The sequence below is a fragment of the Mycobacterium nebraskense genome (assembly GCF_002102255.1).
In the GTDB taxonomy this organism is placed as follows: Bacteria; Actinomycetota; Actinomycetes; order Mycobacteriales; family Mycobacteriaceae; genus Mycobacterium; species Mycobacterium nebraskense.
In genome coordinates this window covers 40,996-56,644 of record NZ_LQPH01000156.1, presented here as the reverse complement: position 1 = coordinate 56,644, position 15,649 = coordinate 40,996, and the positions used below count along the sequence as shown (strand labels likewise).

The 15,649-nt window shown below is 67.1% G+C and carries 17 protein-coding genes, 1 tRNA gene and 1 pseudogene; 16 read left to right on the top strand and 3 right to left on the bottom strand.

The window, feature by feature from the left end:
• Positions 1-17: 17 nt before the first annotated feature.
• The 3 genes and pseudogenes from AWC17_RS23445 to AWC17_RS23435 all read left to right on the top strand — a co-directional run.
• The gene (locus AWC17_RS23445; protein WP_046182746.1) at positions 18-842 is read left to right on the top strand and encodes a crotonase/enoyl-CoA hydratase family protein; all 825 of its coding nucleotides are present in this window, start codon (positions 18-20) and stop codon (positions 840-842) included.
• Between the two features lie 25 nt (positions 843-867).
• Positions 868-2,103 (top strand): lipase LipE, encoded by a 1,236-nt coding sequence (gene lipE / locus AWC17_RS23440; RefSeq protein ID WP_046182747.1) that lies wholly within the window; start codon positions 868-870, stop codon positions 2,101-2,103.
• 31 nt (positions 2,104-2,134) lie between these two features.
• Positions 2,135-2,305, top strand: a pseudogene (locus AWC17_RS23435) (Rv2629 family ribosome hibernation factor); the annotation flags it as partial.
• A gap of 24 nt (positions 2,306-2,329) precedes the next feature.
• Here AWC17_RS23435 and AWC17_RS23430 read toward each other — a convergent pair.
• Positions 2,330-2,416: transfer RNA gene (locus tag AWC17_RS23430), tRNA-Ser, on the bottom strand.
• Positions 2,417-2,453: 37 nt separating this feature from the next.
• On the opposite strand from AWC17_RS23430, the gene AWC17_RS23425 reads away from it, so the two are divergent.
• Positions 2,454-3,434, top strand: coding sequence for an NAD(P)H-quinone oxidoreductase (locus AWC17_RS23425; protein ID WP_046182749.1), 981 nt, complete (start codon positions 2,454-2,456; stop codon positions 3,432-3,434).
• Between the two features lie 75 nt (positions 3,435-3,509).
• Here the strand turns inward: AWC17_RS23425 and AWC17_RS23420 are convergent, their stop codons facing one another.
• Positions 3,510-4,706: a cysteine desulfurase-like protein gene (locus tag AWC17_RS23420; protein WP_046182750.1), complete on the bottom strand. Its 1,197-nt coding sequence runs from the start codon at positions 4,704-4,706 to the stop codon at positions 3,510-3,512.
• Positions 4,707-4,834: 128 nt separating this feature from the next.
• Between AWC17_RS23420 and AWC17_RS23415 the strand changes: the two genes are divergently transcribed.
• Genes AWC17_RS23415 through wzm form a run of 5 tightly spaced genes read left to right on the top strand, consistent with a single transcriptional unit; the run spans position 4,835 to position 9,933 of the window.
• Positions 4,835-6,811 carry a DUF6541 family protein gene (locus AWC17_RS23415; protein WP_085165157.1) on the top strand — a complete coding sequence of 659 codons (1,977 nt, stop codon included), beginning with the start codon at positions 4,835-4,837 and terminating at the stop codon, positions 6,809-6,811.
• Positions 6,812-6,832: 21 nt separating this feature from the next.
• Entirely contained in the window at positions 6,833-7,348 is a 516-nt protein-coding gene (locus AWC17_RS23410; protein ID WP_046182752.1) for a bacterial proteasome activator family protein, read from the top strand.
• A gap of 11 nt (positions 7,349-7,359) precedes the next feature.
• Positions 7,360-8,187, top strand: a complete 828-nt coding sequence (gene wzt, locus AWC17_RS23405) for a galactan export ABC transporter ATP-binding subunit Wzt/RfbE (protein ID WP_085165156.1) — start codon at positions 7,360-7,362, stop codon at positions 8,185-8,187.
• Positions 8,180-9,106 (top strand): galactofuranosyltransferase GlfT1, encoded by a 927-nt coding sequence (glfT1, locus tag AWC17_RS23400; RefSeq protein WP_046182754.1) that lies wholly within the window; start codon positions 8,180-8,182, stop codon positions 9,104-9,106. Before wzt ends, glfT1 begins: the two co-directional genes overlap by 8 nt.
• Positions 9,103-9,933 (top strand): galactan export ABC transporter permease subunit Wzm/RfbD, encoded by an 831-nt coding sequence (wzm, locus tag AWC17_RS23395; protein ID WP_046182755.1) that lies wholly within the window; start codon positions 9,103-9,105, stop codon positions 9,931-9,933. Before glfT1 ends, wzm begins: the two co-directional genes overlap by 4 nt.
• Positions 9,934-9,942: 9 nt before the next feature.
• On the opposite strand, the gene AWC17_RS23390 is transcribed toward wzm, so the two are convergent.
• Positions 9,943-10,308 carry a DUF732 domain-containing protein gene (locus AWC17_RS23390; RefSeq protein WP_046182756.1) on the bottom strand — a complete coding sequence of 122 codons (366 nt, stop codon included), beginning with the start codon at positions 10,306-10,308 and terminating at the stop codon, positions 9,943-9,945.
• 88 nt (positions 10,309-10,396) lie between these two features.
• Here AWC17_RS23390 and AWC17_RS23385 point away from each other — a divergent pair, with 88 nt between their 5' ends.
• The 7 genes from AWC17_RS23385 (at position 10,397) to dprE2 (ending at position 15,647) form a co-directional block, all read left to right on the top strand.
• Positions 10,397-10,918 (top strand): 6-carboxytetrahydropterin synthase, encoded by a 522-nt coding sequence (locus tag AWC17_RS23385; RefSeq protein ID WP_085165155.1) that lies wholly within the window; start codon positions 10,397-10,399, stop codon positions 10,916-10,918.
• A 43-nt stretch (positions 10,919-10,961) separates the two neighbouring features.
• Positions 10,962-11,177 (top strand): hypothetical protein, encoded by a 216-nt coding sequence (locus AWC17_RS23380; RefSeq protein WP_082122909.1) that lies wholly within the window; start codon positions 10,962-10,964, stop codon positions 11,175-11,177.
• A gap of 62 nt (positions 11,178-11,239) precedes the next feature.
• On the top strand, positions 11,240-12,379 hold the full coding sequence (locus AWC17_RS23375) for an SPFH domain-containing protein (protein ID WP_046182758.1): 1,140 nt from the start codon (positions 11,240-11,242) through the stop codon (positions 12,377-12,379).
• 98 nt (positions 12,380-12,477) lie between these two features.
• Positions 12,478-12,957 carry a GreA/GreB family elongation factor gene (locus tag AWC17_RS23370; protein ID WP_046182759.1) on the top strand — a complete coding sequence of 160 codons (480 nt, stop codon included), beginning with the start codon at positions 12,478-12,480 and terminating at the stop codon, positions 12,955-12,957.
• 52 nt (positions 12,958-13,009) lie between these two features.
• Positions 13,010-13,438 carry a GtrA family protein gene (locus AWC17_RS23365; RefSeq protein ID WP_046182760.1) on the top strand — a complete coding sequence of 143 codons (429 nt, stop codon included), beginning with the start codon at positions 13,010-13,012 and terminating at the stop codon, positions 13,436-13,438.
• A 32-nt stretch (positions 13,439-13,470) separates the two neighbouring features.
• Positions 13,471-14,871, top strand: a complete 1,401-nt coding sequence (gene dprE1, locus AWC17_RS23360) for a decaprenylphosphoryl-beta-D-ribose oxidase (RefSeq protein WP_046182761.1) — start codon at positions 13,471-13,473, stop codon at positions 14,869-14,871.
• 11 nt (positions 14,872-14,882) lie between these two features.
• The gene (gene dprE2, locus AWC17_RS23355; protein WP_046182762.1) at positions 14,883-15,647 is read left to right on the top strand and encodes a decaprenylphospho-beta-D-erythro-pentofuranosid-2-ulose 2-reductase; all 765 of its coding nucleotides are present in this window, start codon (positions 14,883-14,885) and stop codon (positions 15,645-15,647) included.
• The last annotated feature ends 2 nt before the right edge of the window (positions 15,648-15,649 follow it).

The following is a 15,649-nucleotide window of genomic DNA, read 5'->3' as shown; positions in this document are numbered from 1 at the left end:
CACGCTACGGTCTCGATATGGCGCAAGCATACGAATCCGTCACGGTCGAAACGAAAGATCACGTCGCACAGGTGACGCTGATCGGGCCGGGCAAGGGCAACGCGATGGGCCCGGCGTTCTGGTCGGAGATGCCGGAGGTGTTCGCGGCGCTGGACGCCGACCCCGAGGTCCGGGCCATCGTGATCACCGGTTCGGGCAAGAACTTCAGCTACGGCCTGGACGTGCCCGCGATGGGCGGCTCCTTCACCCCACTGCTGTCCGGTGACGCGCTGGCCGGCCCGCGCGCCGTGTTCCACCGCGAGGTCAAACGCATGCAGGGCGCCATCACCGCGGTCGCCGACTGCCGCACCCCGACCATCGCGTCGGTGCACGGCTGGTGCATCGGCGGCGGCGTCGACCTGATCTCCGCGGTCGACATCCGTTACGCCAGCGCCGACGCCAAATTCTCGGTGCGCGAGGTCAAACTGGCCATCGTCGCCGACGTCGGCAGCCTGGCCCGCCTGCCGATGATCCTCAACGACGGACACCTGCGGGAACTGGCGCTGACCGGGAAGGACATCGACGCCGCCCGGGCCGAGAAGATCGGTCTGGTCAACGACGTGTACGGCGACGCCGAGGCCGCGCTTGCCGCGGCGCACGCCACCGCGGCCGAGATCGCCGCCAACCCGCCGCTGACCGTCCACGGCGTCAAGGACGTTCTCGACCAGCAGCGCATCGCCGCCGTATCGGAGAGCCTGCGCTACGTCGCCGCCTGGAACGCCGCCTTCCTGCCCTCGAAGGACCTGACCGAGGGCATCGCGGCGACATTCGAGAAGCGCCCGCCGCAGTTCACCGGGGAGTGATCCGGCGCCACGTACCCTCGCTGAGGTGACACCAGACGGCAAGATCCGCCTCCCGGCCGACCTGGACGCCGTGACGGCGATCGGCGACGAAGACCATTCCGAGATCGACAGCGCCGCCGTCGACCGGATCTGGGCGGCCGCGCGGCACTGGTACCGGGCGGGCTTCCACCCCGCCATCCAGCTGTGCATCCGTCAGCACGGGCGCGTGGTGCTCAACCGCGCGATCGGCCACGGCTGGGGCAACGCCCCCAGTGACCCGCCCGACGCCGAGAAGATCCCCGTCACACCCGACACGCCGTTCTGCGTGTATTCGGCGGCCAAGGGGATGGCGGCGACCGTGATGCACATGCTCGTCGAGCGCGGCGTCTTCGCACTCGACGACCGCGTCTGCGACTACATCCCCACCTTCACCAGTCACGGCAAGCATCGGATCACCATCCGGCACGTGATGACCCACAGCGCCGGGCTGCCCTTCCCGACCGGGGCCAAGCCGGACATCAAACGCGCGGACGACCACGAATACGCGCAGCAGAAGCTCGGCGAATTGCGCCCGCTCTACCGCCCTGGGCTGTTCCACATGTACCACGCGCTGACCTGGGGTCCGCTGGTACGCGAGATCGTTTACGCGGCCACGGGCAAGGAGATTCGGGAGATACTGGCCGCCGAGATCCTCGACCCGCTCGGCTTCCGGTGGACCAACTTCGGTGTCGCCAAAGAGGACCTGCACTTGGTCGCGCCCAGCCACGCGACTGGGCGCCCACTGCCGCCGGTGGTCGCGCAGATCTTCCGCAAGGCGATCGGTGGAACCGTGCACGAGATGATCCCGATCACCAACACCCCGTTGTTTCTCACCACCATCATCCCGTCGTCCAACACGATTTCGACCGCACAGGAGATGTCACGGTTCGCCGAAATCTGGCGTCGCGGTGGCAATCTCGACGGCGTGCGGGTGATAAGCCCGGAGACGATGTACGGCGCGATCAAGGAATGCCGGCGATTGAGACCGGATTTCGCGGTCGGGCTGCAACCGGCCCGGTGGGGCACCGGCTTCATCCTCGGAACGGATCGGTGGGGGCCGTTCGGACGTAACGCGCCCAACGCTTTCGGCAATCTCGGCCTGGTCAACATCGCGATCTGGGCCGACCCGGCGCGGGGTCTGGCGGCCGGCGTGGTCAGCAGCGGCAAACCCGGGCGGGATCCGGAGGCCAAGCGCTACACCGCCCTGATGGACACGATCGCCGCCGAGATCCCCACCGATTGATACCGGCCTCGGGCGGGAAACATGCGGCTCCAAGCGACGGTTGAAGGTCATCGACCATGCTCGGTTCACCGCCGAGGTGGGCCTGCAATCCGGGCGGGCCGTCGAGGGACTCGACGCGGTCTGCTCGGCGCTGCGCCAAGGCGCGGTCGCCCCCAACGAGAACGTGCTGTCGGAGCAGGGCGCGGCTGCCGCCAAGACGCTGCACCAGCCCGTCGGCTGACACTTGCGGTGGCGGAGGGATTTGAACCCCCGGACGGTGTTAGCCGTCTCTCGCTTTCAAGGCGAGTGCATTAGGCCGCTCTGCCACGCCACCGCTGATAAGGGTAACGGGGGCTAGTAACGTCGCCGTCATGCGCGCGATTGTCGCCGAATCCTCCGATCAACTGTCCTGGCAAGAGGTGCCCGACGTCGGCGCCGGAGCCGGCGAGGTACTCATCAAGGTCGCCGCGGCAGGCGTGAACCGTGCCGATGTGCTGCAGGCCGCCGGTAAATATCCGCCGCCGCCGGGCGCCAGCGAAATCATCGGCATGGAGGTGTCCGGTGTCGTCGCCGAGGTCGGCTCCGGCGTAACGGATTGGTCAGTGGGACAAGAGGTTTGCGCGCTGCTGGCCGGTGGCGGTTACGCCGAGTACGTCGCCGTTCCCGCCGGCCAGGTGATGCCGATTCCCGACGGTGCCGACCTCGTCGACGCTGCCGGGTTGCCGGAAGTGGCCTGCACGGTGTGGTCCAACCTGGTGCTGACCGCCCACCTGGGCAAGGGCCAGCTGCTGCTGGTGCACGGCGGCGGCAGCGGCATCGGAACCCACGCGATCCAGGTCGCCCGGGCGCTGGGCGCTCGGGTGGCCGTCACGGCCGGGTCGGCGGAGAAGCTGACCTTCTGCCGCGAGCTGGGCGCCGAGATCACCATCAATTACCGCGACGAGGACTTCGTCGCGCGGCTGCGCGACGAAACGGGCGGCGCCATGGGCGCCAATGTGATCCTCGACATCATGGGCGCGGCCTACCTGGACCGCAATATCGACGCCCTGGCGACCGACGGGCAGCTCGTGATCATCGGCATGCAAGGCGGCATCACGGGCGAGCTCAATATCGGCAAGCTACTCATGAAGCGCGCTCGGGTCATCGGCACCACGCTGCGTGCCCGCCCGGTCACCGGGCCGAACAGCAAGACGGAGATCGTGCAGGCGGTGATCGGGTCGGTGTGGCCGATGATCGCCGAGGGCCGCGTCCGCCCGATTATCGGCGCCCGCATGCCCATCCAGCAGGCCGGTGAGGCCCATCAGCAGCTGACGTCGGGCAAGGTGACCGGAAAAATCGTGCTGACGGTCTGACGGAATTCGCGAGCGTAGCGGGGCTGCGATTTCCGGGCTGGATTTTCGCCGTGAGGTTACGCTCGCGGACCCGGCTCAGCCGAGAGACGCCAGCGCGCGCACCAACTGGTCGACCTCGGCCGTCGTCGAGTAATGCGCCAGCCCGATGGTCACCGCGCCGCCGATGTCGTTGACGCCCAGGACGTCGAGCGCGCGGGAATTCTCGTTGGTGACGGCCAGGATCCCGTTGTCCGCCAGCCGCTGTACCACCCGCTCGGCGGGCACGCCGTTGAGGGCGAAGCTGACCACGGGTATCCGCACCTCCGGACGGCCGATCACCATGACCAACGGCAACGAACGCAACGACACCATCAGGTAGTCGAAGATCCGGTTCAGATACGAACTGGCCGATTGCATCGACACGGACAGGCGTTCGCGGCGGCCGCCGCGGGCGGACTCGTCGAGCGCCGCCAGATACTCGATGCTCGCGACCACCCCAGCCAGCAGACCGAACTGGTGCGCGCCGATCTCGAGACGCGCCGCGCCGGTCGCCTTGGGGTCCGTCGAGATGGAGCCGAAGGAATTGACCAGCGCCGGATCGCGGAACACCACCGCGCCGATCGGCGGGCCGCCCCACGCCAGAGCGTTCACCGCCACCACGTCGGCGTCGGTTTCCTTCACGTCGAGCAACCGATAGGGCGCCGCTGCAGAATGGTCGACCACCACCAGCCCGCCGACGTCGTGCACCAGCTTGGTCATCGCCCGCAGGTCGGTGACCGTGCCCAGCGCCGCGGACGCGGAGGCGACGGCCACCAGCCTGGTCGACTTTCCGATCAAGCCCTCCCACTGCCACGTCGGCAGCTCGCCGGTCTCGATGTCGATCTCGGCCCACTTCACCTTGGCGCCGTAGCGGTGCGCCGCCCGCAGCCACGGGGCGATGTTCGCTTCGTCATCCAGGCGGCTGACGATCACCTCGTAGCCCAGTCCGGCGCGTGAGGATGACGCCTCGGCCAGCGCCGACAACAGGATCGCGCGGTCGGCCCCGAGCACCACGCCCGCCGGGTCCACGTTGAAAAGGTCGGCCACCGCCGCTCGCGCCGCCTCCAAAACTGCGGCGCTGCGCTGCGCGGACGGGTGCGCACCCACCGTGGTGGCGCTGGATCGACGGAAGGCCGTCGAAACGGTGGTCGCGACGGAATCCGGGATCAGCATCCCCGCCGGCGCGTCGAAGTGCACCCACCCGTCACCCAGGGACGGATGCAGTCCGCGCACCCGGGCGACGTCGTAAGCCATGGCAGCCACCTTAGAGCTTGCGCATTTCCGCGAAACCGTGACGGTAGCGGGTGCCCGGAAACGCTCGAGCCGTTCCACCCAGCCGGTGGCTTCCCGAGGCAGGACACCCGGCCAGCCATACTAGTCGAGTGGGCCTCTGGTTCGGAACGCTGATCGCATTGTTTTTGCTGATAGCGCCCGGAGCGACCATTGCGCGGATCAGTCAGTTGAGTTGGCCCATCGCCGTCGCGGTCGGCCCGGCGCTGACCTACGGTGCGGTCGCGCTGGCGATCATCCCGTTCGGTGCGGTCGGAATCCCTTGGAACGGCTGGACCGCGCTGGCGACGCTGGTCGTGGTGTGCCTGGTGATGACGGTTCTGCAGCTGCTCGTCCGCCGGTACCGCGACGCCGAGGCCGAAGCCCGGGGGATCGGCCGCTGGCCGGCGGTCACGGTGGCCGCCGGGATCCTGCTCGGGTCGCTGCTGATCATGTGGGCGGCCCACCGCGGTCTGGCCGCCCATTGGCAGACCATCCCCAGCACCTGGGACGCCGTCTGGCACGCCAACGAAGTCCGGTTCATCCTCGACACCGGACAGGCGTCATCCACGCACATGGGCGAGCTGCGCAACGTCGAAACGCACCAGACCCTGTACTACCCGTCGGTGTTCCACGCGCTGACAGCGGTGTTCTGTCAGCTCACCGGGGCGGCGCCCACCACCGGCTACACCCTGAGCTCGGTGGCGGCCTCGGTCTGGCTGTTCCCCACCAGCGCGGCGATGCTGACCTGGCGGCTGCTGCGCCCCCACTGGTGCGAATGGCGCACCGCCGGCGCGGCCGCCACCGCCGCCGCACTGTCGGTGTCGTTCACCGCCCTGCCCTACGTCGAGTTCGGCGTCGCCGCGATGCCGAATCTGGCGGCCTACGGCGTCGCCGTCCCGACGTTCGTGTTGATCACCTCGACGCTGCGGCACCGCGACCGCATCCCGGTGGCGGTGCTGGCCTTCGTAGGGCTGATGTCGGTACACCTGACCGGCGGGTTCATCGTCGTCCTGTTCGTCGTGGCTTGGTGGCTGTTGGACGTGCTGTGGCATCCGGTGCGCGGCCGGCTCACCGACGCCGTGACGCTCGCCGGCGTGACGACGGCCACCGCGCTGATCCTGTTGCCACAGTTCATCAGCGTCCGGCAACAGGAAGACATCATCGCCGGACACTCTTTCCTGACCCGCCTGGGCAAGAAGCGGGGGCTGTTCGACGCCGTCTTTCAGCACTCGCGTCATCTCAACGACTTCCCCTACCAGTACGGGCTCATTGCGCTGGCGATCCTCGGCGGGATCATCTTCGCCTACAAGAGGATCTGGTGGCCGCTGGCGATCTGGCTGTTGCTCGTGCTGGTCGACGTCGACGCGGGAACGCCGCTCGGCGGCCCGATCGGGGCGATAGCCGGTGCGTTCGGAGAGTTCTTCTACAAGGACCCGCGAAGGATCTCGGCGGCCATCACGCTGCTGCTGATGCCGATGGCCGGCGTCGCATTGTTCCTGATCGTCACGGTGGTGGTGGCCGGCGCCAAGCGTGTCGCCGACCGCCGATTGAAACCCTCCCCCGCACCGGTCTGGACCGCGGCCACGGCGGTCCTGCTGGTGGCGACGACCGTATTCACCGCCCGCCACTACTTCTATCGACACCTGGTCTTGTTCGGCGACAAGTACGACTCGGTGATGATCGACCAACGCGACCTGATGGCCATGGCCTACCTGGCCACGCTGCCCGGCGCGCACGACACCGTGATAGGCAACGCCAACACCGACGGCACCGCGTGGATGTACGCCGTCGCCGACCTGCACCCGCTGTGGACCCACTACGACTACCCGCAGCAGATGGGCCCCGGCCCCAACCGGTACATCTTCTGGGCCGGCGCCCGCAAGGGCGACTCCGATCCACGGGTGGTCGAGGCGATCAAGGCGCTCAATATCCGGTACATCTACACCAGCTCGCCGACGGTCCGGGGATTCGCCGTACCCGACGGACTAGTGTCACTGGATAAATCGAAGTCGTGGGCGCTGATCTACGACAATGGTGGAGCCCGAATCTACGAATGGCGCGGAAACGGCGCGGCGCCGCACTCTTAGTCCGCAAAGGATGGTGATGGATTGAGTACCCGCAACGACGACGATGGCATCGAGATCATCGGCGACGGCGACGGCGACCCGCGGATCACGGCGGTGACGGAGGACGACTCCGACGAGCGCTCCCTGACCGATTTGGTTGAGCAGCCCGCCAAGGTGATGCGCATCGGGACGATGATCAAGCAGCTCCTCGAGGAGGTGCGCGCCGCACCGCTCGACGAGGCCAGCCGCAACCGCCTGCGCGAGATCCACGCGACCAGCATCCGCGAACTGGAGGAGGGCCTGGCGCCGGAACTACGCGAAGAGCTCGACCGCCTCACCCTGCCGTTCGACGAGGACGCGGCGCCGTCCGACGCCGAATTGCGCATCGCCCAGGCCCAGCTGGTCGGCTGGCTGGAAGGGTTGTTCCACGGCATCCAGACGGCGCTGTTCGCCCAACAGATGGCCGCCCGCGCACAGCTGGAGAACATGCGCCAGGGCGCGCTGCCACCGGGCATCGGCAAGCCGGGCACCGGATCCGGGCACGGCCAGTACCTGTAAAGCGAAACAAGGTGGCGGGTCCTCACATCGAGACGCACAACGCGTGGGTGGAATTCCCCATTTTCGACGCGAAGTCGCGCTCCCTGAAGAAAGCCTTCCTGGGCAAGGCGGGCGGCACGATCGGCCGCAACAGCTCCAACGTGGTTGTCGTCGAGGCGCTACGGGATATCACCATGTCACTCGAGCTGGGCGACCGGGTCGGCCTGGTGGGACACAACGGCGCCGGGAAATCGACTCTGCTGCGGCTGCTTTCGGGCATCTACGAACCCACCCGCGGCTGGGCGAAGGTAACCGGCCGGGTCGCGCCCATTTTCGATCTGGGAGTCGGGATGGACCCCGAGATCTCGGGCTACGAGAACATCATCATCCGCGGGCTGTTCCTGGGGCAGACCCGAAAGCAGATGATGACCAAGGTGGACGAGATCGCCGAGTTCACCGAGTTGGGTGACTACCTTTCGATGCCGCTGCGCACGTACTCCACCGGGATGCGGGTACGGCTGGCCATGGGGGTGGTCACCAGCATCGACCCCGAGATCCTGCTGCTCGACGAAGGTCTTGGCGCGGTCGACGCCGACTTCATGAAGAAGGCCCAGTCCCGGCTGCAGGGCCTGGTGGAGCGGTCCGGAATCCTGGTGTTCGCCAGCCATTCCAACGAGTTCCTCGCCCGGCTTTGCAAGACCGCGATGTGGATCGACCACGGCGTGATCCGCATGTCCGGCGGCATCGAAGACGTGGTGCGCGCCTACGAGGGCGAGGACGCGGGCCGGCACGTGCGCGAGGTGCTGGCCGAGACCGCGGCCGAGAACCCTTTGGCGCAAAGAGCATCCGGGGATGAGTGAATCCGTCTTCGCCGTCGTCGTCACCCACCGGCGCCCCGACGAGCTGGCCAAGTCGCTGAGCACCCTGAGCAGCCAGACCCGGGTACCCGACCATCTGATCGTGGTCGACAATGATTTTTCTGGCGAAGGGCCGCCCTCCGGCCGGGTCCGCGATCTGGTAGCCGGCCAGCCGATTCCGACCACCTACCTAGCCTCTCGCCGAAACCTCGGCGGCGCAGGCGGTTTCGCGCTGGGCATGCTGCACGCGTTGGCGCAGGGAGCCGACTGGGTGTGGCTGGCCGACGACGACGGGCGACCGCAGGACTCGCACGTGCTGGCCACCCTGCTGGCGTGCGCCGAGAAGCACGCCCTGGCCGAAGTGTCGCCGATGGTGTGCAACTCCGACGATCCGGCGCGGCTGGCGTTTCCGTTGCGCCGCGGCCTGGTATGGCGCAGGCGCACAAGCGAATTGCGCACCGAAGCGGGGCAGGACCTATTGCCCGGGATCGCGTCGCTGTTCAACGGCGCGCTGTTCCGCGCGGCCACCCTCGAAGCGATCGGTGTCCCCGACTTGAGGCTGTTCATCCGCGGCGACGAAGTGGAGATGCACCGGCGGTTGGTGCGATCGGGCTTGCCCTTCGGCACCTGCCTGGACGCGATTTACTTGCACCCCTGCGGGTCGGAAGAATTCCGGCCGATCCTGGGCGGCCGCATGCACACCCAATACCCCGACGACCCCGCCAAGCGGTTCTACACCTATCGCAACCGCGGCTACCTGCTGTCACAACCGGGCCTGCGCAAGCTGCTGGTCCAGGAGTGGGTTCGGTTCGGCTGGTACTTCCTGATCACCCGCCGCGACCCCAAGGGCCTGGCGGAATGGATTCGGTTGCGCCGCTTGGGACGCCGCGAGCAATTCGGCAAGCCTGGAGGACCCACGTGACGTTCATCGACGCCGCCGCCCAGTCGCGGACCTTCACTCGCGCCCGAGGCGACCTGGTCGCCGGCTTCCGTCGGCACGAGCTGTGGCTACACCTGGGCTGGCAGGACATCAAGCAGCGCTACCGTCGCTCGGTGCTGGGGCCGTTCTGGATCACCATCGCGACCGGCACCACCGCCGTCGCCATGGGCGGCCTGTACTCCAAGCTGTTTCACCTCGAGCTCTCCGTGCACCTGCCGTATGTCACGCTCGGCCTGATCATCTGGAACCTGATCAACGCGGCCATTTTGGAGGGGGCCGACGTCTTCGTCGCCAACGAGGGACTGATCAAGCAATTGCCGACGCCGCTGTCCGTGCACGTCTACCGGCTGGTGTGGCGGCAGATGATCTTGTTCGCACACAACATCGTCATCTACGTCGTCATCGCGATGATCTATCCGAAGCCATGGTCGTGGGCGGATCTGTCGGTCATCCCGGCGCTGGCGCTGATCGTGCTGAATTGCATTTGGGTGTCACTGTGTTTCGGCATCCTGGCGACCCGCTACCGCGACATCGGGCCGCTGTTGTTCTCGGTCGTGCAGTTGCTGTTCTTCATGACGCCGATCATCTGGAACGACGACACGTTGCGGCAGCAGGGGGCGGGGCGCTGGTCGAGCATCGTCGAACTCAACCCGCTGCTGCACTATCTCGACATCGTTCGCGCCCCGTTGCTGGGCGCACACCAAGAGCTGCGGCACTGGGCCGTGGTGGGGGTGTTGACGGCCGTCGGCTGGGTGCTGGCGGCGTTCGCGATGCGGCAGTACCGCGCCCGGGTGCCGTACTGGGTTTAGCGGTTCAGCTCACATCAACGGGGGCAGCGGATTCAGCCAGTCCAACGAACCGTCGACCTGGCCCTTGTATTGCGGGCAGTAGGCGGACACGGAAAGGCCGACGAAGAACCCGGCTTGTCGCGCCGAGAGACTGGTGTCCTTCATCACCTTCATCGCCAGGACGCTCGATCTCTCGTTTCTGTCGAGCCCGGCGCAGACGGAATGGGCCATCCCAATCGCGGCGCCGGGGCCATTCATGGCGATCCCGTTCGCCGACAGCGCCCCCAAGAAGGCGTCGTCGGATGGGTCCGCCGACGCCGGGGCCGCGGAGAACAGTGCGGCCAAGCACAGCAATGCCGCGCCGACTGCCGACCACATCCGCAGACCGACGTTCATATCTACAACGATAGGCACCCACGACCGAGGGAGACGGCTCCAAGAATTCGTTGAGGATCCCGTAAGGCGGGGGCCGGACGCTGAGCCCATGCACAACACCATCTCCGTCGACGGCGCCCGGGTGGCCACCATGCACCGCGCCGACGCGCCGCTGGGCCGCACGGCCAGGTTCCACCTGCGCCGGCTGTTCGACAACTTGCCCTGCTGCCATCGCTCGTGGGCCAATCAAGGCAAACGCTTCTTCCTGCACGGCTACGAGCGGGCCTTCGACATCGAGTTCGCCTGCGCAGAAACCGAACCCGGCACCGACACGGTGGTGGACGAGGGCACCCTCGACGAGGTCAGGACGACCCTTCGCGACCAGTTCGACCACACCACGCTGATCGCCGTCGATGACCCACAGCGCGATCTGTTTGAGTTGCTAGCTGACCGGGGCGTCATCGATCTACGGATCATGGACGACACCGGGATGGCGGGCACGGCCGCGTGGACGTTCGAGACGGTCGAAAGCATCGTCGGGCTGGCCACCGGCGGCCGGGTCTGGGTGTCGCGGATAAAGGCGCGGGAAAGCCGCAACAACGTCGTCACCCTCACGGCGGGACCCGTTTAGACGAAACACGACGCTCGGATTGCCGATGCGGGAGTATGCGTTCGTGAGCGACGCCTCGGCCATCGGCTGCGTTGGGACGTTGACCGTGGCAACCCGCGGCACCAGCGGCGCCGGCGAGGTGCTGGTCACCGTGGGGGGCGCCAAGGAGGCCTTCCTGGCGTGGTCCGACCAACCGCTGCCGAAGGGCGCGGAGGTGCTGGTGGTCGACGTCAGGGGCGCCCGGACGGTGGTCGTCGAGCCCTGGCAGGGCCTTGCCTGATCTGAATTGACGGCCCGGATCGCCCGATATACAACAGCGAAACCCGAAAAGGAGTCCCCCCAATGCTCGGTTACAAGGTGCCCGCCCCCGACGAGGCGATGCTCATCTCCGGTGCCCGTACCAAAAGCAACGCACCATTCCGCGTCGTGACCGGTCATGGCGCCTTCATCCTGCCGGTGTTCCGCAAGGCTCGATTCCTCACGCTGGCGATGTGTGAGGCGGAGGTGGCCGAGAAGTGCGTGACCCAGCAGGGCATCACCCTCAACGTCCGGGCTGTGATTGCGTTCAAGGTCGGCAACGACACGGAGAGCATCATCAGCGCCGCGCAACGATTCCTGTCCGAGCAAGACCAGATGTCCGTGCTGACCGGGCGCATCTTCGCCGGGCACCTGCGCTCGATCATCGGCTCGATGACCGTCGAGCAGATCATCCGGGAGCGCCAAAAACTGGCGACCGAGGTCCTCGACGGTTCCAAGGAGGAGATGGCCCGGATCGGCCTCACCGTCGACGCCCTGCAAATCCAGTCCATCGACGACGACGGGCTCGGCTACATCGAGGCGATGTCGGCCCCGCACAACGCCGCGATCCAGCAGCAGGCGCAGATCGCCCAGGCGCAGGCCAACCAGGCGGCCGCCGAAGCCGAGCAGGAGTCGCAGCGCAAGCAGGCCGAGTTCGCCCGTCAAACCGCCATCGTCAAGGCGCAGTACAAGGCCGAGGTCGACACGGCGCAGGCGCAGGCCGCGCAGGCCGGGCCGTTGGCCGAGGCGCAGGCCCAGCGCGAGGTGTTGCAGATGCGGACCGAGCTGGCCGAGCGCGCGGCCGAACTGCGCCAGCAGGAACTGGTAGCCGAGGTGGTCAAGCCGGCCGAGGCCGACGCCGAGCGCGTCCGCATCTTGGCGATCGCCGACGCGGAGAAGATGAAGATCCTGGCCGAGGCGGCGGCGTCGCACGACCGGGTGGCGCTGGACAAGGCGCTCATCGACCAGCTGCCCGAGATCGTGGAGAAGGCCGCCCGCGGGCTCGCCAACGCGAACGTGACCGTGCTCAACGGCGCCGAAGGGCTCACCGAGGTGGCCAGCGGCCTGGTCGCACAGGGCAGGGCCATCTTCGACGCCCTGCGGGGCACCGTCGACTACTACGACGACGAGGACGGCGCACCGCCGATCACCACCAACTCCGAATCCGGCTCGACCACCCGCTGAAGGAGGACTCGCCTCTTGTCCAATAACGGTGGCGGCCGCCTCCCCGTGGTGCAACACTGGAACGCCACTTGAGCAAACTGGGCGAAAGGTCCACCGACGTGAGCAAGAAGGTCCAATCAGCGGCGGATGCGGCGCGGGAGAACCTGGCCGCTGAGCTGGAGCGGCTGCGGCAGCGGCGGGACCGCCTCGAGGGCGAAGTCAGGAACGACCGCGGCATGGTGGGCGATCACGGCGACGCGGCCGAGGCGATCCAGCGCGCCGAGGAGCTGGTCGGACTCAGCGACCGGATCAACGAGCTCGACCGGCGGATGCGGACCGGGCCGTCGCAGCCCGACGCGTCGGAAACGCTGCCCGGTGGCACCGAGGTGACCCTGCGGTTCTCCGACGGCGAAGTGGTGACGATGCACGTGATCTCGATCGTGGAAGAGACGCCGGTCGGCCGGGAAGGTGAGACGCTGACCGCGCGCAGCCCCTTGGCCCAGGCCCTGGCCGGACACAAGGCGGGCGACACGGTGACCTACTCGACGCCGCAGGGCGAGGATCAGGTCGAGTTGATAGCGGTCAAGCTGCCCCGCTGAAGCGTCCCGACGCTTCCCGGGGAGGCCCGTCGGCCCGGTTAGACTCCCCCCAATGGTTGCCCCGCTGCCCGATGCCGCGCCACCGAGCCCGCAGTTGAGTCTGAAGGCACAGGTCACGCGATTCGTCGTCACCGGCGGTCTGGCGGGGATCGTGGACTTCGGCCTGTACCTGGTGCTGTACAAAGCGGTGGGCGTCCAGGTGGACCTGGCCAAGGCCATCAGCTTCGTCGTCGGCACCATCACCGCCTATCTGATCAACCGCCGGTGGACGTTCCAGGCGGCCCCGAGCACCGCGCGCTTCGTTGCCGTCATGGTTCTGTACGGCATCACCTTCGCCGTGCAGGTCGGACTCAACCACCTGTGCCTTGCGCTTTTGCACTATCGCGGGTGGGCGATACCCGTCGCGTTCGTGATCGCGCAGGGCACCGCGACCGTCATCAACTTCATCGTGCAGCGGGCGGTAATCTTCCGCATCCGCTGAGCCGACCTTGGCAAGCGGTACCCTCTTTGACGATGTTGAGCACCGACGTTTCGACCACCACCACCCGGCTGACGGGCTTTGGCCGCACCGCGCCGTCGGTGGCCGAGGTGCTCTCGACCCGCGATCCCGAGGTGATCACCAAGGCCGTCGCCCGGGTCGCCGAATCCGGCGGCCCGAACGGACGGGGGGTCATCGCGCGCGGGCTGGGCCGGTCCTACGGCGACAACGCCCAAAACGGCGGCGGCCTGGTCATCGACATGACGGGGCTCAATCGCATCCACTCGATCAGCGCCGACACCCGGCTGGTCGACGTCGACGCCGGCGTCAGCCTGGACCAGCTAATGAAGGCGGCACTTCCGTTCGGGCTGTGGGTTCCCGTGTTGCCGGGCACGCGCCAGGTCACCGTCGGCGGCGCGATCGCCTGCGACATCCACGGCAAGAACCATCACAGCGCGGGCAGCTTCGGCAACCACGTGCGCTCGATGGACCTGCTCATGGCCGACGGCACCATCCGCACCATCACCCCCGACGGCCCGGATAGCTCGGACGCCGAACTCTTCTGGGTCACCGTCGGCGGCAACGGCCTGACCGGGATCGTCCTGCGCGCCACCATCGAGATGACGCCGACGGAGACGGCGTACTTCATCGCCGACGGGGTGGCCACCAAGGACCTCGACGAGACGGTCGCCGTTCACCTCGACGGCAGCGAGGCCAACTACACCTACTCCAGCGCCTGGTTCGACCTGATCAGTCCGCCACCGAAGCTCGGCCGGGCCGCGGTCAGCCGCGGCAGCCTGGCGAAGCTGGACCAGCTGCCCAAGAAGCTGGCCAAGAATCCGCTGAAATTCGATGCGCCGCAGCTGTTGACGGTGCCGAACATATTTCCGGTCAGCGCGATGAACAAGCTGTCATTCATGGCCATCGGCGAGGTGTACTACCGGCTGGGTGGAACCTACACCGGCAAGATCATGAATCTGTCGCAGTTCTACCACATGCTCGACCTGGTCAGTGGCTGGAACAATGCTTACGGCCCAATGGGTTTCGCACAACACCAGTTCCTGGTTCCGCCGGACGCGATGGACGAGTTCAAGGCCATCATCCGCTGGATCCAGACCCGCGGCCACTACTCTGCATTGAACGTGTTCAAACTGTTCGGCCCGGGCAACCGCGCGCCGCTGAGTTTTCCGATGGCCGGGTGGAACGTCGCGATGGACTTCCCCAACAAGCCGGGGATCAACGAGTTCCTCAACGAACTCGACCGGCGCGTACTGGAATTCGGCGGCCGCGTCTACACCGCCAAGGATTCCCGCGTCAGCGCCGAGACCTTCCACGCCATGTACCCGCGCATCGACGAGTGGATCGCGGTGCGCCGCAAAGTGGATCCCTCGGGGGTGTTCGCCTCCGACATGGCCCGACGTTTGGAGCTGTTATAAATGGTGCGCCAATGGTTTTAGATGCCGTGGGGAATCCGCAGACCATCCTGCTGCTTGGGGGCACCTCCGAGATCGGGCTGGCCATCTGTGAGCGCTACCTGCAGAACGCGCACGCCCGTATCGTGCTGGCCGCCATGCCCGATGACCCGGGCCGCGACACCGCTGTTGCCCAGATGAAGGCGGCGGGCGCGCGGTCGGTGGAGCTGATCGACTTCGAAGCCACCGACCCAGACAGTCATCCGAAGATGATCGACCAGGCGTTCGCCCACGGTGACGTCGACGTGGCCATTGTGGCGTTCGGGTTGCTCGGCGACGCCGAGGAGCTGTGGCAGAACCAGCGCAAAGCCGTGCAGATCGCCGAAATCAACTACACCGCAGCGGTTTCGGTGGGAGTGCTGCTGGCCGAGAAGATGCGCGCCCAGGGCTTCGGCCAGATCATCGCGATGAGCACGGTCGCCGGGGAGCGGGTGCGGCGGTCCAACTTCGTCTACGGGTCCACCAAGGCGGGGCTGGACGGCTTCTATCTGGGCCTGGCCGAGGCGTTGCGCGAGTACGGTGTTCGCGTTCTGGTGATCCGTCCCGGCCAGGTGCGTACCCGGATGAGCGCACACATCAAGGAGGCCCCGCTCACCGTGGACAAGGAGTATGTCGCCAACCTCGCGGTGACCGCGGCCGCAAAGGGTAAGGAATTGGTTTGGGCGCCAGCAGCATTCCGTTACGTGATGATGGTGTTGCGACACATCCCGCGGAGCGTCTTCCGCAAGCTGCCAATCTGATC